Source organism: Chelatococcus sp. CO-6 (assembly GCF_001271345.1).
GTDB lineage: Bacteria > Pseudomonadota > Alphaproteobacteria > Rhizobiales > Beijerinckiaceae > Chelatococcus_A > Chelatococcus_A caeni.
In genome coordinates, this window is record NZ_CP012398.1 from 3332982 (window position 1) to 3352231 (window position 19250).

Annotated in this window: 11 protein-coding genes; 9 read left to right on the forward strand and 2 right to left on the reverse strand. The window is 62.7% G+C overall.

Annotated elements, in window-relative coordinates:
- The first annotated feature begins 141 nt into the window (after positions 1-141).
- From hsdR to AL346_RS15685, 7 genes are all read left to right on the forward strand, one after another.
- On the forward strand, positions 142-3549 hold the full coding sequence (gene hsdR, locus AL346_RS15650; RefSeq protein WP_026015556.1) for a type I restriction-modification system endonuclease: 3408 nt from the start codon (positions 142-144) through the stop codon (positions 3547-3549).
- A gap of 77 nt (positions 3550-3626) precedes the next feature.
- Positions 3627-5159, forward strand: a complete 1533-nt coding sequence (locus tag AL346_RS15655) for an N-6 DNA methylase (RefSeq protein WP_019404571.1) — start codon at positions 3627-3629, stop codon at positions 5157-5159.
- Positions 5156-6535 (forward strand): restriction endonuclease subunit S, encoded by a 1380-nt coding sequence (locus AL346_RS15660; protein WP_082312537.1) that lies wholly within the window; start codon positions 5156-5158, stop codon positions 6533-6535. Before AL346_RS15655 ends, AL346_RS15660 begins: the two co-directional genes overlap by 4 nt.
- Before the next feature lie 305 nt (positions 6536-6840).
- Positions 6841-8988 carry an anti-phage ZorAB system protein ZorA gene (zorA, locus tag AL346_RS15665; RefSeq protein WP_019404569.1) on the forward strand — a complete coding sequence of 716 codons (2148 nt, stop codon included), beginning with the start codon at positions 6841-6843 and terminating at the stop codon, positions 8986-8988.
- Positions 8985-9905: an OmpA family protein gene (locus AL346_RS15670; protein ID WP_019404568.1), complete on the forward strand. Its 921-nt coding sequence runs from the start codon at positions 8985-8987 to the stop codon at positions 9903-9905. Before zorA ends, AL346_RS15670 begins: the two co-directional genes overlap by 4 nt.
- Before the next feature lie 74 nt (positions 9906-9979).
- Positions 9980-11278, forward strand: a complete 1299-nt coding sequence (locus AL346_RS15675; RefSeq protein ID WP_019404567.1) for an EH signature domain-containing protein — start codon at positions 9980-9982, stop codon at positions 11276-11278.
- A complete protein-coding gene (locus AL346_RS15685; RefSeq protein ID WP_157672285.1) occupies positions 11275-14268 on the forward strand; it encodes a DEAD/DEAH box helicase in 2994 nt (997 codons plus the stop codon). The genes AL346_RS15675 and AL346_RS15685 overlap by 4 nt, the downstream gene beginning before the upstream one ends.
- A 2-nt stretch (positions 14269-14270) precedes the next feature.
- Here AL346_RS15685 and AL346_RS15690 read toward each other — a convergent pair whose 3' ends face one another.
- Positions 14271-16352: a 3'-5' exonuclease gene (locus AL346_RS15690; RefSeq protein WP_183315728.1), complete on the reverse strand. Its 2082-nt coding sequence runs from the start codon at positions 16350-16352 to the stop codon at positions 14271-14273.
- A gap of 281 nt (positions 16353-16633) precedes the next feature.
- On the opposite strand from AL346_RS15690, the gene AL346_RS25960 reads away from it, so the two are divergent.
- Positions 16634-16996, forward strand: a complete 363-nt coding sequence (locus AL346_RS25960) for an autotransporter domain-containing protein (protein WP_157672284.1) — start codon at positions 16634-16636, stop codon at positions 16994-16996.
- A gap of 664 nt (positions 16997-17660) precedes the next feature.
- On the opposite strand, the gene AL346_RS15700 is transcribed toward AL346_RS25960, so the two are convergent.
- On the reverse strand, positions 17661-17921 hold the full coding sequence (locus AL346_RS15700) for an AlpA family transcriptional regulator (protein WP_040405551.1): 261 nt from the start codon (positions 17919-17921) through the stop codon (positions 17661-17663).
- A gap of 319 nt (positions 17922-18240) precedes the next feature.
- On the opposite strand from AL346_RS15700, the gene AL346_RS15705 reads away from it, so the two are divergent.
- Positions 18241-19245 carry an MsnO8 family LLM class oxidoreductase gene (locus AL346_RS15705; RefSeq protein WP_019404561.1) on the forward strand — a complete coding sequence of 335 codons (1005 nt, stop codon included), beginning with the start codon at positions 18241-18243 and terminating at the stop codon, positions 19243-19245.
- The last annotated feature ends 5 nt before the right edge of the window (positions 19246-19250 follow it).

Here is a 19250-nt window from a genome sequence, read left to right on the forward strand (position 1 = left end):
ACAGATTGAACGGTGAATAGCAGTGTGCGCCGCGTCACCGGTGCCCTCCCTCTTCAACGCGCGATCGCCGCTCCTGTTTGCCAGCTCCCACGGGCTGTGCGATTTTCAGCAGCGAGCGATGGGAAGCGTTTAGGTGGGACGTTGTCTGCGAACTTTGATCATCTGAAGGAGCTCAGTATTGAACTCCATCGTCTTGGCGTGCTCGCTGAGCGCTTCTTCGCCGAAGATGCCAACACCTCACTGATCAAGAGCCGCCAGTTCGGCGAATACATGGTGAAGGAAATCGCAGCCCTCTCCGGTGTCTACGATCCGGTGGCTCGCGAGACCACGCACGATCTACTTCGACGACTTGCGGCTCAGCAAGTTCTGCCACGCGAGGTGGCGGACGTCTTCCATGCGGTGCGAAAGAGCGGCAACGAGGCGACCCACGGCTTCGGCGGCTCGCCTGCAGAAGCGCTATCAGCTCTCAAGTTTTGTCGCGCACTTGGCGTCTGGTATCGCCGAACCTTTGGCCGCGATCCGGGCTTTAAGCCAGGACCTTTCGTGCCTCCCAAGGCCTCTGCCGATGTTGATCAGGCAACGCAGGCGGAGCTGGCCTTGCTCCGAATCCAGGTTCGGGAAGCCGAGGCGAAGCTCGCCGCGGCCCATGCCTCGGCGGAAGAGCTCGCAAAGGCCCGCGCCGCGGCCCAGGAACTGGCTCGTCAGGCAGCCGCCGATAGCGTCGTCTGGGAGCAGACGGTCGTCGAGATGGAAGCCAACCAAGCCGAGCTCTCTCGCAAGCTTGCGGAGCTGCAGAAGGCGGCCGAGGCCCAACCCCAGCAGCTTCAGATGGAGCTCAAGCAAGCAGGTCTTCAGGCGGCAAGCCGTCTTGAACTTGATGAGAAGCAGACCCGTCGCTTGATCGAAGTCCAACTGGCTGATGCCGGTTGGGAAGCTGACAGCGACCGACTAAGCTACCAAGCGGGCGCACGGCCGGAGGAAGGCCGCAACCTCGCGATCGCCGAATGGCTGGCCGAAGGCGGGCGGGCTGACTATGCGCTTTTCGCCGGTCTAACCTGTGTGGGTATCATTGAGGCGAAGCGCGAGAGCGTCGATGTGCCATCTACGCTCCAGCAGGCCGAGCGGTATGCTCGCACCATCGCGCTGTCGCCCGAGAACCGCCATCCGGACGGTCCGTGGAAACACGGTCTTGCTGATCCCTTTCGGGTTCCCTTCGTCTTCGCCACGAATGGCAGACCGTATGTGCGGCAGTGGTTGACCAAATCCGGCATCTGGTACCGCGATGTGCGGCGGAAGACCAACCACTCAGTCGCCATGACAAGCTGGTTCTCGCCGAAGGACCTGTTGGACAAGCTCACCACGGATGTCGACACCGCAGCTCAAGGTCTAGCCGAAGAAAGCTTTGGCAGGGGCAAGATGCGCCCATACCAGGAAGACGCGATTGCTGCGATCGAGGATGCCGTGGCCGGCGGCCAACGCGACATCCTGGTGTCTATGGCAACCGGAACCGGCAAGACGCGCACTGCAATCGCGTTGATGTATCGCCTGCTGAAGCACAAGCGCTTCCGCCGCATCCTCTTCCTGGTGGACCGCAGGGCGCTCGGCAAGCAGACCAGCGACGCCCTCGAAACGACCGAGATCGAGGGCATGCTGAACTTCGCCCAGATCTACAAGGTCGCCGGTCTCGACAAGAAGGTTCCGGAAGACGATGACGAAGTGCAGGTCGCGACCGTCCAGTCGCTGATCGCCCGTGTGCTCAACGAGCCGGACCCCGCGAAGCGCCCGACGCCCGGCACCTTCGACTGCATCATTGTGGATGAGGCCCATCGCGGCTACACGCTGGATGCGGAGCTGCGCGAGACCGACATCGGCTTCCGCAATCTCGACGACTACCAGTCCGCCTATCGCCAGATCCTCGATTACTTTGATGCCGTCAAGGTGGCGCTGACGGCGACGCCCGCGCTGCACACCCGTGAAATCTTCGGCCATCCGGTCTTCCATTATGGCTACAGACAGGCCGTCGTCGAAGGCTATCTTAACGATCACCTGCCACCGAAGCGTATCACTACGGCGCTGTCGGAAGCCGGCATTCATTTCGATGGGGGCGAGGAAGTCGAGATCATCGACCGCAAGACCGGCCAGATCGATCTCTTCGAACTGCCGGATGATGTCCCGCTGGATTACGATCTCGCCGATTTCAACAAGCGGGTCTATTCGGAAGCCTTCAACCGCATCGTCTGCCGGGCGATTGCCGCCGAGATCCCGCCGGCGAAGCCGGGCAAGACGCTGATCTTCGCCGCCCGCGACACCCATGCCGATGACATCGTGCGCCTGCTGATCGAGGAGCTGCAGGAGGAATACGGCAAGGAGGCCGTGCCGCATGGCATGGTGATGAAGATCACCGGCAATGTCGAGAAGACCGACGACCTGATCCTGAAATTCAAGAACGACCCTTACCCCAAATACGTCGTCACCGTCGATCTCTTGACCACCGGCGTCGACGTGCCCTCCATCTGCAACCTGGTCTTCGTGCGGCGGGTGAAGAGCCGCATCCTCTATGACCAGATGATCGGGCGTGCCACGCGGCTATGCCCGGATATCGGCAAGGAGCATTTCCGCATCTTCGATGCCGTCGATCTCTATGCCGAGCTGCAGGAGATGACGGACATGCGCCCCGTCGTCGTCAAGCCGGATATCTCGCTTGGCCAACTCGTTACCGACCTGCAGAATGCCGGGACGGAGGAGGACAAGAACTGGGTCGCGGGTCAGGTGATCGTGCGCATGCGCGCCATGGTAAAGCGCATGGATGCCGAAACCTGCGAAAGCTTCGAACGCCACACGGGCGAGAGGCCGGATGTGGCCGTGCAGCGGCTCGCCACCCGCTCCGGCGCAGAAATTGAGGCTTGGCTCTCTGCCCATCCCCGCGCCGTGGAACTGCTGGAGCGCCGACCGCTGCGCACGGACAGGAATGATGGCGTCGTCATCTCCACCCATGAGGACGAGCTGCTGCGCATCGAGGAGATCTTCGGCAAGAACACGACGCCCGAGGATTACATCACCGGCTTCGAACGCTTCGTGCGCGAGAACATGAACCAGGTGCCGGCGCTGATCGCCGTCACCCAGCGCCCGCGCGACCTCACGCGCAAGGAGCTCTCGGAACTCGCGGGCCTGCTGGACGAAAGGAACTATTCCGAAGCCATGCTGCGTGCCGCCTATGGCCGCGCCCGCAATGCCGACATCGCCGCCCATATCATCGGCTTCGTGCGGCAGGCGGCCTTGGGCGATCCGCTGATCCCCTATGCCACGCGTGTCGACAACGCCATCCAGAAGATCGAGGCCTCGCGCCCCTGGACGCAGAAGCAGAAGGAATGGCTGCGCCGCATCGGCCGGGCACTGAAGGACAAGCCGGTAGCGGACCCGACCCTGCTCGACCAGGGCGTCTTTGCCGACAAGGGCGGCTTCAAGCGCATCTCCGAGGAGTTCGGTGGAGAACTCGACGAGGTGCTGCACGCCTTCAACGAAGCGATCTGGACGTCGCCTGCGGCTTAGGCAGCGAGCTTGAGTTGACCCCCGTCTCCCGCTCGCTACAAACGCAGCCGCGATCCCTGATCCGGTAGAATCACGCCATGAATGCCAATGCCATCGTCCAGAAACTCTGGCGCCTCTGCACGGTCCTGCGCAAAGACGGCATCACCTATCAGCAATATGTTACCGAGCTGACCTATCTGCTGTTCCTGAAGATGATGGCCGAGCGCAACCGGGAGACGGGCAGCCTGCCGAAGACCATGCGCTGGGCGGATCTGGTCGCCGCAAATGGCCTCGCCAAGCTGGAGCATTACCGTAAGGTTCTGGTCACGCTCGGCGCCACCAGCACCCGCCTCGGCAAGGACGACGCGCTCGTCCTGCCGCCCGGCGAAAACGCTGCGCCGGACGAGCGCAAGCGCTATGCTGATGCACGGCCGCTGCCGGAGATGGTGCAGGAGATCTTCGACAACGCCTCGACCTTCATCCGCGAACCGCAGAACCTGACGACGCTCGTCACCGCCATTGACGAGCTCGACTGGTTCTCCGAGGAGCGCGACCAGTTCGGCGATCTCTACGAAGGCCTGCTGCAGAAGAACGCCGAGGAAACCAAGCGCGGCGCCGGGCAGTATTTCACGCCCCGCGTGCTGATCGAGCTTTTGGTGCGCCTCATGCAGCCCAAGCCTGGCGAGGTGATCCAGGACCCCGCCGCCGGCACCGGCGGCTTCCTGATTGCCGCGGACCGCTACATGCGCGCCCGGACGGACGATTATTTTGAACTGGGGGAGAAGGCAGCCTGGCAGAAGCAACATGCCTTCCGCGGCATGGAGAACGTGCCGGGTACGCTGCGCTTGCTTTTGATGAACCTCTACCTGCACAATATCGACAGCGAGCACGTGAATCTGGGTGATACGCTCTCTGACAAAGGCAAGGAGCTCGGCCGGGCGGATCTCATCCTCACCAATCCGCCCTTTGGTCCGTCGGGTGGTGCGCCGACGCGTGACGATCTCTCCGTCACCGCCACCGTCTCCTCCTACCAGCTTCCCTTTGTCGAACACTGCATCCGGGCGCTGAAGCCGGGCGGCCGCGCGGCCATCGTCGTGCCGGATAACGTGCTCTTCGAAGACGGGCGCGGCAAAGAGCTGCGCCGGATGATGATGGATTGGTGCGATCTGCACACCATCCTGCGCCTGCCGACCGGCATTTTTTATGCGCAAGGCGTGAAGACCAATGTCATCTTCCTGACGCGCGGCAAGACCGAGACCGGCAATACGAAGGCCGTCTGGGTCTACGACCTGCGCGCCCAGATGCCGAAATTCGGCAAGACCACGCCGCTGACGGACGCCCATTTTGAAGGCTTCGAAAAAGCCTTCGGCGCGAGCCCTTACGGTGCCGAGCGTGGCCCGGACGAAGGCGAGGCCGGCCGCTGGCGGAAATTCACCCGCAAGGAGATCGCCGCCCGCGGCGACAATCTCGATATCGCCTGGCTGCGCGAGGCGGAGGACGAGGCGGAAGAAGGCCTGACGGAACCCGACGACATCGCCGCCGCCATCCTCGGCCATCTGCAGGCCGCCACGCTGGAGATCGAGGCGCTATTGGCGGAGCTGGGTGACGAGCTGCCGGAGGCGGCGGAATGAGCGAGCTGCCGAGGGGGTGGGTTGAGGTGACGCTGGGGGACCTATTTGATATAACATCAAGCAAACGAGTTCATCAGCAGGAGTGGACGAAAGAAGGAGTTCCATTTTACAGAGCGAGAGAAATCAAGAAACTAGCTAGAACTGGATCGGTTGAGAACGAGCTATTCATTTCAGAAGCTCTATTTGAGAAATACGCTTCGGGTTACGGTGCGCCAGTGCCTGGAGATCTCATGGTTACTGCCGTTGGCACTTTGGGAGAATGTTATCAGGTGAGGGAGGGTGACCGATTTTATTTCAAGGACGCGAGCGTTCTTTGGCTTCGAAAACAGGCTGAGGTCGAATCCGAATACGTCGCCAAGCTGTTCTCGTCCAAAGGTATTCAAGATCAGGTTCATGAGGGTGGCGGTACTACTGTTGGCACTTACACCATCGCGGCGGCGAAAAAAACAGCAATTCCCCTCCCACCCTTGGCCGAGCAAAAGCGCATCGTGGCCAAGCTGGATGCGCTGAACGCGAAATCCGCCCGCGCCCGCACCGAACTCGCCCGCATCGAAACCCTCGTCTCCTGCTATAAGCAGGCCGTGCTCAGCAAGGCGTTCAGCGGGGAGTTGACTTCAGCAAAAGCTGCTGAGTCGAACGTCGACAGAACGGTTGGCCAACCGCCACATTGGAGACAGATGCAACTCGGCGAGATTGCCGACATCAAGTCTGGGATCACTTTGGGCAAGAAGCGCAAGTCAGATGAGCAGTTGTTGGAGTTGCCGTATCTGCGCGTGGCGAACGTGCAGCGAGGCTGGCTGGATCTCAGGGAGATAAAGACCGTAGCGGTGACCGCCAAAGAAGCCGAAGCGTTATTACTGCGTGAGGGTGATGTTCTCATGAATGAGGGGGGAGATCGCGACAAACTCGGACGAGGTTGGGTTTGGAGTGGTCAGATCCCTGACTGTATCCACCAGAACCATGTGTTCCGGGTCCGCTTGACACCCGGAACAATGCCCCCGCGCTTCTTGTCCTACTACACCAACGAATTCGGGCAAAAGCACTTCTTCCACGAGGGGAAGCAGACGACGAATCTTGCCTCCATCAGTAAGTCAAAGCTCTCCGCCATGCAGGTTCCAGTTCCTCCATTTGAGGAGGCGAAGGAAATTGTCCGCCGCATCGAATCCGCCTTTGCCAAACTCGACCGGCTGGCGGCGGAAGCCCGGCGCGCGCTCAACCTCGTGGGCAAGCTGGACGAGGCGATCCTCGCCAAGGCCTTTCGCGGCGAACTCGTTCCCCAGGACGAAAACGATGAGCCCGCCGAAAAACTGCTCGAACGCATCCGCGCCGAGCGCGCGGCGGCGCCGAAGGGGAGGCGCGGGCGGGGGCGACATTAGGAGCGGTACGGAGCGGCGATGGGGGGAACATGGCGAATGTCTTTTTCACCTATGTCTGGGGGCCGCCGGGTGATCCTTGCTGGCCGCTGACCTTTGGCTCCAAGGCGGCCCGCACCCAGGCAAAAAAGACCTTGTCGGAGGGAGATTACGTCTTCACGGTCGGGACCAAGGGAGAGCCGACTTCGGCGGAGCACCGGGGGACTCTGCCGCCTTCGCGTCGGGCACGACCCACCTGTTGAACAAGCGGCTTGCAACGACCCCTTCGACTGGCCCAAAGTCACTCCCCTTAGAAGGGCGGGGGTGTCGTGGTGAAGTTCTTCATTAGCCTTCTGCGTCTTGCATTTTTCTGGGCGATTCCCGTCTTGGCAGTTGCCTGCACCGAGATCTTTTTTCCGCTTGTCAACTATAGGCTGGCTGCGAGCACCATCGTCGATGCTATCCGCGGGAATATCGATCTCGTAAGTGAGCCGGCCTTCGCCTACGCACTGGCCGCAATTCTGGCCTGCTTCGCGGCCGGACTTGCAGTCGCGTTCTTCCTGCTCCACGTCGTGCCGGTGTTGTTCACGCTCTGGCGGGCAACGCGGCTGGTCTCCACAGCGCAAGGTCGGGATAGGAAACGCGCGGAAACCCGCAGGAGCTTCGCGATCAATTTCGAGAGTCTGAACCAGAGACTTGAGAGCAACTGGCTGATCGGCCATGCCTGGATCGAGTTCGAGGAGACGCTCTTCGACAAGGACAGTGACCGAGCGATCGGCAACACCGTACGGCCCCAGGTCTTCTTCAACCCGGGGCTCGCGCGAGAGCGGCTCGGCGGCCTGAAGATGATGAATGCTGTGCCGGGATATTTCGTCGGCATCGGGCTGCTGCTCACCTTCGTGGGCTTGGTCTTCGCTCTCTACAAGGCGGGCGCCGCGGCGAGCGCAGGCGACGCGGACATCATGGCCGCAGAGATGGCGGGTCTGCTGCGGATCGCGACCTTCAAGTTCTCGACCTCTATCGCCGGCCTCGCTGCCTCGATCGTGCTGTCGATATTTTTCCGCTGGTTTTTCATCCTGATCGAGGGTTCCTTCGGCCGCTTTAACGCCTTGCTGGAGCGCGGTCTTCTCTATGCCGCACCACAGGCGATCTCCATGGAGATGAGCCGCACCATGCAGGAGCAACTCGTACAACTAAAGGACATCACGCAGGGCGAGTTCTTCGCCCGCATGGGTTCGGAGATCGCGCCGCGACTGAACGCGGCGATCGCCGATGCCATGGCACCAGTGACCGAGCAGATCGGCAATGCCGTCGGCAACCTGTCTGCAAGTAGCCAAGACGGCGTGCAGAAGATGCTCGAGTCCTTCACTAACCAACTTCAGCACGGCGCCGGAACCGAAATGCGCGAACTTGCCGCGACGCTGAAACAGCTGCAGATGTCTATGGTCGAGATGCAAGGCGGCCTGCGCGGCAGCGGCGACGATTTCTCGGCTAAGCTGTCGGAGGCAGCTGAGAACATGAACCGCATGGTGGAACGCGCCGGCCAGAGTTTTGAAACAAGCTCCGGTCAGAGCCGCGATGCCCTGACCGCAGTCGTCGAAACCCTTCGCCAGACTATGGAAAAGGCCAACGCTGAAATGGATGCCTCGCTCGGGGCTGCAGCGGGCGGGGCGTCTGCGAAGCTTGAGGCGGCAATGGGTCTCGTCATGGAAAAGCTCGACAGGCAGATCGGCCAGATCGGCGAAAGCCTGACGAACATGCAACGCACGATGGGCGAACAGGGAGACTACACGAGGCAGCAGATCGAGGCCTCCGTCTCGCATTCCGCTGAAATCCAGAAATCCGTGCTGGCTGATTTGCAGGAAACGGTCGGATCGGTGTCAGCACAGTTGCGCAATGCGGTCGAGGAGGCCCTCGCCTCCGTTGGCCAGCGTTTCGGTGAGCTGTCGACATCGATGCGCGCGATAGAAGGCGCGCTGATGAATCAGAAGGTGGCACTCGAAACGACTGCTGGAGAGGCACGGAAGACGGCGCAAGCCTTCGGCGAGAGCGCGACAAGCGTGCGTACAGCGACCGCACCCTTGGTGACCGTCAGCGACAAGTTTTCTGGCGCGACTGAACGCATGGCGACGGGCGTCGAGTCGACGTTAAAGGCGATTGAGGCGGCCCGGGATGCGATTGCGACCCTCGCCGCTGGCCTAGGCGCTGCAAACGAGAGGTCCAGCGACTTCTGGACGGAATTCACTGCAAAGTTCGACGCGGTGGACACTGCACTCGGCCGAGCGGTCGAGACGCTCTCTCGGTCGACCTCAGAGCAGCAAGACAGGCTGCAGAGCCATGTAAGGGGTGTCGATCAGGGCCTGTCGGAAGCGATCGGGAAACTGTCTCCCTTCCTCGCCCAAATCAAGGACAGCGCCGAGGCCATCGCAGACAGCCTCGAGGCCGCGCATAGCCATCGCGAGGCAGCTCGCGCATGATCATCGCGGACAGTGGTGACAAAGACAACAGCCATACCGAGGAGGACGAAAACTACTTCGTCTCCATGACCGATATGATGGTCGGCATCCTCTTCATCTTCATCATCATGCTGATGGTCTTCGCCCTTAATTTTCGGCAGTTAACCGACGAAACGGTCCTACTGACAGCAGAGCAGCAGGAGCAGCTGAACAGGGCCAACGAGCTCGCTGAACAGATCGCCGAGTTGCGAAGGCAGATCGCCAATGAAATCACAGAGCTCAACAAGGCAGACCAGGCGCGCAACGAGCTTCTGGAAGCCATCAAGGCGAAACTCGACGTTGTCGGACTCAAGGTAACTATTGACAAGGATACCGGCGTCCTGCGACTGGCCGAAGACGCCATCCGTTTCGCGCCGGAGAGTTCGCGCCTCGACGCCGAAGCGCAACGCAATGTTGATGCGGTGGCCAAAGTCCTGCTCGACGTTCTGCCGGACTACACGGCTTGTCCAGGCGGGATGACCTGCAATCCCTCGACCGGATATGTTGTCGAAACGGTCTTCATTGAAGGTCACACGGACAAGACCGGGTCGGACAGCCTGAACTGGCAGTTGTCCACCGAGCGTGCCGTGAACACCTACCGCCGGATCGTCGACAATTTTCGAGGCTTGCGAGCGTTAGTGAACTCGCAGGGTCGGGAAATCCTGTCAGTTTCCGGCTACGCCTATACACGACCGGCAATCGAACAGGACGACGCCGAAGGCTATCGGATCAACCGACGCATCGATCTCCGCTTCGTCATGGAAGCCGACCGGCGCGAAAGGCTGAGCGAGGTTCTTATCCTTCTGGAACAGATGGAGAAAAAGGTCAGCGAGCTTCAGAATCCGATGGGTGCCGCACTCGATGCACCGACGCAGCCCGAGCGTGTGGTACCCCAGTGAGCGGGGCCTTCAAAGACGCAATTGCCGACCTCGTGGCGCGACACGGAGTTCCGCCTCGCTCGGTCGAATCTGCGATGCTGAGAGCGGCGAGACGGCTGCCGGCGATGATTGGCGATGAACCTTCCGCCAAGGACTACGACGAGGTCTCGGGTGACCTCGCCCGCCGGCTGGCTCGCGGAGAGCGGCTGACTGGCCGTCAGGCGCGGGACGGCGCATGGTGCCTCTGGACGACGCGTACTCAACTCGCCGCGGATGCCGCAACACTCTCCCCGTTCTTGGAGCAAATGCGCAGTCTGAGGCACAAGGGGGCGTCACGTGCGCTCGCGCTGTCCTACCTGATCAGTTTTCACCCCGACCGGCCCGGCCTCCGGGCGGTCGCTGGTGCCTTGCGCGACCTGGCGAGCGCCATGGGCAAGCCCTTCGACGACCTGAACAAACGGTTTCACATCTTCGACGTCGATGAGGGTCCTCGTCGGGTCGGCGATACCGCCCTCGCCGAGCGCAAGTCGCCGCGCCAGGTTCTTGAGGAGAACGGACTGCTGATGGAACTGGTCCTCGGCGGCGGCTATGTCGAGCCCTGCGCGCGCCGCGTGCTGGAGCGTGCCGTGGAGGATCGCCGCCTGCAGCCGGGTGATCGACTGGAATTCATCGAGACGATCTCGGTCAAGAGCGGCACGCGGCAGCTCAACTTCGCGGCGCACAAGGGCCTGGTGGCCAATGCGCTTCTGCTTCCCAGCCGTGATCGGCCCCCCGAAAAAGCCGTCAAGGATCAGATCCTCAACTTCCTGATCTCACTGGAGGGGCTGGGCGATCCACGAACGAGACCCGGCAACTGGGTCAACGCGCCGGACGCTCGCGACGTCGCGATGTTGTGGCTCACGGAACAGGCGCTTCGACAATTCCTCGATGTTGTCGAAGCGGTTAATCCGAACGAGAACTGGAAGTACCGCCGCCGCTTCTGGGAGACGATGTACGGCAACGGCATCATCAGGGAGGCCTGGGTCGTCCTTGACGGTCAGGGAGCTGCGGAGGCGCATCGGAAGTTTGGCAGGAATTCGCCTTTCGGCAGGTTCCGTGGCGGGGTTCAGTCGGGCCACGCGGTATTGCTCCTAAGGATCGGCCGTGGCGTCTGCGCCGAATGGAGCTACAGCGGGCAATGCCGGTTCTGGGATGACGCGGAACGTGCTGGTGCTCCGAAGCTGTACCAGCGCGAGTACGACACGGAGTTCCTGAAGAATGGACGTCAGTATGCCCCGGTCCTCGAAATTCGACACAGCTCGCACACCGGCCCGAATGCCTGGCAGCACAAGGCGGCAGAGCAGATCAAGATGATGACCGGCGAGCGCCTCTCCGCCCGGGACTACATGCTGTGAAGGCTAGCTACGCCCACGAAGCCAAGCATGACGGTGTCCTCCTGATGCTCCACCGCCGTCGACTTCTCGGCTCGGAACTCCTCCCGGTCAAGGACTGGCCGCAGGTCGACGGTCGGGAAGGCGCCGCCGCCCGCTATCTGCTCGCCTGCCTGGACTCTGGCGAAGGCCTGGCCCGCGACGGCGGCATTCTGCTTGCACATCCCGCCGTTGCCGCCCTTCCGGCCACCGTGGCCGAGGCGCTGGGGCTTCCGTCCCTGGGCACACTCTCCATCACCCTCGCCTTCGATGGCATCATGACCGACCCGCGCGCCCGCATCCGGGCCAGCTGGTACGACGCGGACGATCGCAAGGTCAGGATGGAGCGCATCGGCGCCCTGGCCCGATGGGGAACCCGGGAGGGGCGCCTTTCCGGTCCGCTCTACGAGCTGATGGAAGCGATCGACGCCTATAATTCGACGGAGGGCAGTGAGGCCGAGACACGCATCGCCGCCTGGGCTCCGGTGCAGGCAGCGCTGCGGCGAACCGCCGGCGAGGAGGTTCGGACCGACGACCGTTTCCTGACCAGCCTCACAGTCTATCAGGCCGGCGCGGTCGCCCTTGATGTGTTCGAGACGCCCTATGGACCGGACTTCCTTCCGGTCGTCATGGGGCGCGAGAAAGCGGCGAGCCTCAACGACGATGCGCCAGCTCCGGAAGGCGCGGACGGCGGCGAGGCTGAGCCCGTCCAGCGCGATCTCGTTTCGGACGCGCTGCTGCCGGAGCCTCTGCAGCGGCGGTTTGCGCGCGAGGTCTTCGCCGGAGAGGCGCAGAGCCGTGACGCCTATGTGCTGGACCGGAACACCTATCTGGTCCTCGACCCGTCGCTCAAGATCGCCCTCGACGTCGTGCGCAAGAAGCGGGCTGCACCAAAGGCGGAGCGCATCGCCTTCCTGAAGAACCCACGTGCAGACATCGCGGAAGCAATAGGGGACAAAAGCCACGAAGCGGCCATGTCTCTGCTGGTCGAGACCTGGCAGTATTCCGAACGTGTGCTCGGCTTGGGTGTGTGGGAGCCCCCTCCGCTTCCCTGGCTGAAAAACAAAGCCGGCCAATGGCTGCCGGAGCGCTTTCCCGTCCAGATAGGGCAGGAAACGATCGAGATGGACAGGGAGCTCTTCCAGACACTGAAGAGCGAGGTCGCCCAAGCCTGCGAGGAGGGCGTCGAGTACATCACTGTGGAAGATCGCTCCCTAAGGGTCGACGACGTGCAGGATGCTTTCGAGACCCTTGGTCTCGATCGTCTTGGGAACGAGCCGGCTCCCGCCGAGGAAGACCAGCCCGAGCCGCCAGGTCAAGACACGAGCGACGACGACGCGTCGGCGGCCGACGAGCGACTGGTCATCCGGCAGAACCTCGACAGCGAGGAGTTCGCTGTCACCTACGCTCCGCGCGCGGTCGCCATTGCCCCCGCGCTACCAGTGCCTACGCTCGTGTCGACGCGCCCGAAGCCGCATCAGACCGTGGGATTCGACTGGCTCGTCGCCTGCTATCGGGCCGGATGGCCCGGCGCTCTGCTTGCCGACGACATGGGATTGGGGAAGACCTTTCAGGCACTCGCCTTCCTTGCCTGGGTAAGGAAGAACCGCCTCCAACAGGGGCTCGATCGGGGTGCCCAGAACAGGCCGATCCTCGTCGTCGCCCCAACAGCCCTCCTGCGGAACTGGATCGAGGAGGCCGAACGCCACCTGACGCCCGGAGCGCTCGGCGAACGGGTTGATGCGTTCGGCTCCTCTCTCCGGCATCTCAAGACGCGGAAAGACGAGCACTGGACCCCGGAGACGGCGCTCGACGTAACCAGGCTGCGTGCTGCCAACTGGGTGCTGACCACTTACGAGACGCTGGCGGACAACCACCGCGCCTTCGCCCGGGTCGCCTTCAGCGTAGCGGTCTTCGACGAAGCTCAGAAGATCAAGTCACCCGGGGCCATCAACACCCAGTCGGCCAAGGCGATGAACGCTGACTTCGTCCTCGGCCTCACAGGTACGCCCATCGAGAACCGGCTGGCCGATCTTTGGTGCATCATGGACCGGGTGGTCCCGGGTTACCTGGGCGACCTGAAGGCCTTCGTCGCCACCTATGAGAATGGCGACGAGGAGAACCTGAAGCGGTTGAAGTCCAAGCTCGACCGGCCGCAGAAGGAGAGCACGCCGCCGGTGCTTCTCAGGCGCATGAAGACGGAGATCCTGGAAGGCCTGCCGAGTCGGGACTTCGTCACGACTTGCGTCACTATGCCCCCAGAGCAGGCGCAGGCCTATGCTGCTGCGGTGCTGCGCGCCCAGGTGGGGGGCACCACGAAGGGTGACATGCTTCGCGCCATCCACGCACTTCGCGGCGTTTCTCTGCATCCGTCGGGCGCCTCCGATTGCGACCCGCTCGACAAGATGTCCGTGAGGAACTGGATCGCCCGGTCTGCCCGCATGCAGCACGCCGTCGAAGTCCTCGAAAAGCTCCGGGTATCGGGCGAAAAGGTGCTGGTCTTCGTCGAGGACCTTGAGGTGCAGGCCCTGTTCGCCTCGGCAATCGCAACCCACCTGGGTCTGGACCGTCAACCGGCCACCATCAATGGCTCGATACCTGGCGAGAAGCGGCTAGAGATCGTCGATCGCTTCCAGTCCTCTCCCCAGCCCTTCGACCTTCTTGTCCTCTCTCCCAAGGCCGCCGGCATCGGTCTGACGATCACTGCCGCCAACCACGTCATCCATCTGTCGCGATGGTGGAATCCGGCAGTCGAGGACCAGTGCAACGACCGCTGCTATCGGATCGGCCAGGAGAAGTCGGTCACCGTGCATATCCCAATCGCCGTTCACCGGGACTACGGCGAATCCTCGTTCGACGTGCGGCTGAACGCCCTCCTCGAACGGAAGCGACGGCTGTCGCGCGACATGCTTTTGCCGCCGGTCGAGGATGGAGATGTAGAGACCCTGTTCGGACAGTCGATCGCGAGGAGCTGAATTCAAGGCAGTGCTGCTTCAGCCAGGAACGGCGACGGGATGGTGACGTGATCGCCGATGCGCCGCGCCGATGTGAGGATCAGCCGCTTCTTGGCACGGGTCATGGCGACATAGAACAGCCGCCGCTCGGCCTCTAGCGCCCGCTCCGACTTTGCTGCGCGCAGCGGCCAGATGCCGTCCACGACGTCCAGCATCGCGACGGTGTCGAACTCCCGCCCCTTGGCCCGCAGCGCCGTCATGAGGTGAACCGGCTTCTTCCACAGCGCGTCCGCCCCGTCGTCGGAATCCATGCCCGGCAATCGCACCAGCGTATCCTTCGCCTTTTCGAGATCGTCAACGAAACCCTGGAAGTCCTCACCATAGCTCTCGGAAAACTCGACCAGATAGGCAAATGGTGGATCGGCAAGGAAGATGTCCTCTACGCTCCGTCCATAGTCCTTCTTGAAGCCCGAGTAGAGCGTCTGCAGCGCTTCGATCGCGGTCCGGACCGTCGGCGCGTGGATCAACTGGCGCAGCTTCCTGGCGAAACTCGCGGCGGTCGCGCCATCGTCCGTCTGCCCCCGGATCGGCCCTTCGTAGATCTGCAACTGGTCGATCGCCGCATCGTAGGATTTGGGACGCACTGATCTCAGGTGCTTGGCGATCGCATCGGCCTCCACCTTCCGCAGTGGATAGCGTTGTACCGAATGACAGAGAGCCATTACGTCGTCGACGATCGTTGGCACCGCAATGCCGAGGCCCGCCATGGTGCGGGTCCTGAGGGCGCCGACCAGCCGGTCGAAGGTGTCGGACAGGAAGAGGTGGAGATCCTCGGCTGCGCAGAACGGAATGTCCTCGCGTGCCAGCAGGATTTGGTAAGGGATCAACTGGGCGCGCTTGCGCGACAGGAGCGCCATGCGCGCACCAGGCGACTTGCGACCGACGAAGTCGCGGATTTCCGCGAGGACGTTCTCCACCGAGTCGATGAACGTGTCGCCCGCGTAGATGGTGATATGGGCATCGACGCTCGAAACCGGATGCATCGCCTTCTCCACGCGACGCTGGTTGTGCGCGATCAGTCGCGCCGATTTCTTGACGATGTTGCGTGGGCTTCGATAGTTCTTCTCCAGGATATAGGTTGCGAAGGGGCGCTTCAGGTGTCGCTCCGGCTCGAGGATGAAGTCCGGAGCCGCACCGCGCCATTCGAAGATCGCCTGGTCGTCGTCGCCCACGATGGTGAGGGCCGACCTGTTGCGCTCGGCAATCGAAAGGATCAGTGCAAGATCTAGCGGATTGATGTCCTGGAACTCATCGACGAGGATCTCGCAGATGCGCTCGTCCGGCGTCGGAAGATTGCCTGCCTGTACCTGTCGCCGCTGGTCGAGCCACGCCCCGTATTTCTGGTCCTCGAGCGTGAAGGATCCCGTCGCGAACTGCTGCAGGCAGGCCGCGTTGAAGTAGGGCAGCGCGACCTCGAGGAACGGTTCCCAGCGGCGGGTCGCAAGTACGCCGAGATCCTCGAGGCAAACCATGTAATCCTCAAGCAGAGGCAGCAGCCCGAGCTGCTCAAGCGCATCGAGCCGGTCGTCGGCCATGCGCAGCGAGCCATCCTCATGGTCGAAACCGAGAGTCTTCATCATGTCGAGAAGGCCCGCGAGCAGTTTCGGCAGCTTGAACGGCTGGTGCTTCATGCCCTTCTCAAGCGCGGGCACGGACGACCACGCCGGAGCCAGCACGTTCTTGACCAGTGATCCTAGCTCGAACTCCGACACATGGAGCCGCGGAGCGCCTGACATCGCGCGCAGCCGCCTGTGCCCCCAACCGTTCAGGGTGACCACATCGGCGCGGCTGGCGAATCCTGCGAAGGCAGGATCACCCAGGCGGGCGCGCAATTCGTCGCGCGCCGCCCGGGTGAACGATACGATCAGGTAGGACGATCTGCCGTTCGAGCGACGATGCAGTTCGGTGCACCGGTGTAGCAGGGACAGCGTCTTGCCGCTGCCAGCAGGCGCGAGGAGCCGGATGTCGGGTTCCGCGGCATTCACGAAGGCGAGCTGGGTCTGGTCAAGTCCACCCGACGCCGACAATGCTGCAGAATGAGTCAAGTTCAGCCTCCACCAAAACGCCAGGGGCCGGCTACCGATGGCGGTTATCCTCTGGACTCGATTGATAGCCGACCGTTTGCAACCGACACCCCAATCGGCCTCCATGGATCCTTGGCTGTTCAGGAGGGCTGACCCGAGCTAAAGGACCGATATAGCATGAAATTGCGGCTCATCTAGCCGAACCGATCTTTGATGTAGTTTGTAATCTCACTGGTGCTTTCGATCGGCGCAAAAAGATTGCCCGACCGGACGGCCTGGCGCTGGAGCCGCAGGATCAGCTCGTGTGGCAGCACATGGCCTTCGACCGCACGCAGGACCGCTTCGCCATCATCGACTACGACACGCCGGGCGCCCTTTCCGGTCGCCTGGGCGTTCGCCTCGCCGGCGCCTTCGCGGCGGGCGGCATGATGATCAAGCCGTCGCTGACGGCGAACCTCTGGCACGAGATTCTCGGCACGGACAAGACCACCTTTTCCGGCACGGCGCTGCGTCGGGCGGCCAGGACGCGACCGCGGTCGAAATCGCGGGCGGGATTTCGGCGCAGGTCACGGAGACCGTGGGCCTGTGGGGCAACGTCTCCTATCTCAGGGACATCGCTGAGCCCGATCAAAAGACCTGGCGTGGCAATATCGGCTTGCGTGTGACCTGATAACCTCCCAACCCTCTCCGGGTCGCACGCGGAACGGCCAGACGCCCTTCCGCCGGACCGTTCTCTTCTGCTCCACACCTCACGCCGCTGTGGGTGGCCGAAGCGCCGAAGCGAGCATAGCCGGACCCGGACCGTCGAAAGCGGGGCAATCCGGGTAGAAGGCCGATGCCCCAATGGGGCTTTGCTGTTCTTTCAGGCTGACCCGCCACAACGCTCATGGCTCCCCATGGTGCGCCCGTTCATAGAGCTATAGCGTAGACGTATTGCTCCTCTCATCAGTGCGGCCCGCCGGACGAGATTCGAACTGCAACCGTATGATCGACCGCAAGCGTAAGTCTGCTTTCTTGGACTCGCTCTCCAGAAGCGGCCAGTCTCGTTCCGGCCCCAAACGCGACGCTCCAGATGGTCTCGGAAAGGGCGGGTTCTGGCCTCTAAAGAGGATTGCCTGATAGCTAGTGACTACGCTTGGAACCGTAGCGAAGTACGTGCCGCACCGCTGGATGTCTGGAGGCCGTTTCCCGCATTCAAAGGTGCTCCGTTGACGACGCAATCCGGTCGATGGGCTGCGCTGCCATAGCCTTGCATCGGAGAAAACGAGCCGGGCCCCCAGGGGGCCTTACCAGAAGACTCGGACGGCCTGGAAGTCACGCCTGGGTCGACTACCGCCGAACCGGCCTGGTCTTGCGTTTCCGGACGTCGGGGGAGGGCGCCCGCCTGATCGTCGCCGACTCGGAAGCCTGCCGGCGTTCCTCGATCCAGGCTTCGACCTCCGCCAGGTCCCACACGACGCATCGGGGTGTGAGGAAGAACCGCCGCGGAAACTCCCCCCGCTGTTCCAGCTCATAGATGGTCGTGTCCGCCAACGGCACGATCTCGCGCAGCTCGGTTCGGCGGTCGGGTGGGTGAAGCCGCTCCTGAATTTCGCACTTGCATTAGTCTATAAAATCTATCAACATTATAGAATGATCATGACGGGTTGCACATTTCGTTCGGCCGTCGCCTTCGTTTCCCGATCAGGCAGGGGCCCATCCTTCCATGGCGCCTGCTTGGGTGGTGCCGTCCATCGAGCGCGGCCTGCTTTCGACCTTGTTGTCAGCGGCAGGGCTTCTCGGCGCGCTGCCCGCCGTAACACCGCCGAGGCGGACCTCCGCCTCTAATCCACGCCGTCCATCTTCCCCCGACACAGCGCCGGAGTTTCTCCGAAGGAGATTTCGCGCGCTCGAGCCGGTTCTGATCACCATGCCATATGCACTCTCGCTTCTTGATAAGAGCCCCGTTCCCGAGGGGGCAACCGCGGCCGAGGCGCTCGGTCACACCATCGCGCTCGCCAAGCGCGCCGAAGCCTTGGGCTATCGGCGTTTCTGGGTGGCTGAGCACCACGGCACGGAGCGTCACGCTTCCTCCGCGCCAGAGATACTGGTGGCCCATCTCCTGGCCCATACGTCGCGCATCCGCATCGGCTCCGGCGGGGTCATGCTGCAACACTACAGCCCCTACAAGGTGGCGGAGACCTTCAACGTGCTCGCGGCACTCGCGCCCGGCCGGGTCGACCTCGGTATCGGCAAGGCTCCGGGCGGCCTACCGCTGTCGACGAAGGCCCTGCAGGTTCTTCACGACAGGTCCGAGCCGCCGAGCTTCGCGGCGAGGCTGGCGGATCTCGACGCTTTCCTGACCGGTTTAACGGCGCCCGATCATCCGCTTGCGGGCGCAGTGGCAACGCCGATCCCGGCGGAGCCCCCGCAGCGCATCCTTCTCGGAACGGGGCCCGAGACGGCAACCCTGGCCGCGCAGCACGGCTGGGATTTCGCCTATGCCGGACATTTCGACGGCGATCCCGGCCATCTCGCCCGTTCGGTTGAGGCGTATCGTCAACTGACCGGCCGCGCTCCTCTGCTGGCGATCCATGCCTTCGCGGCCGAGACGCTGGAGGAAGCGCTGGCGCGCGTCGAACGGTTGCGCATCTACAAGGTGCATCTGCCGAACGGGCAGAGCGCCAATGTGGGCACGCATGAGATGGCGGCGGAGTTCGCACGTCAGGCCGGCGCGGACGACTACCGCGTCGAGGAGCGAGTGCCCTACGTCGCGACCGGAACGGCTGAGCACGTGAAGCGCGAGCTCGATGGCCTGGCGGCCCGTCATGGCATCCGCGAGTTCGTCATTGACCTCCCCGTAGCCGACCCGATCTCCCGCCTGTCGTCGATCGAACTTCTGGCGAGCGTCTACCAATCGTCTCTTGCAGCCTGAACAAC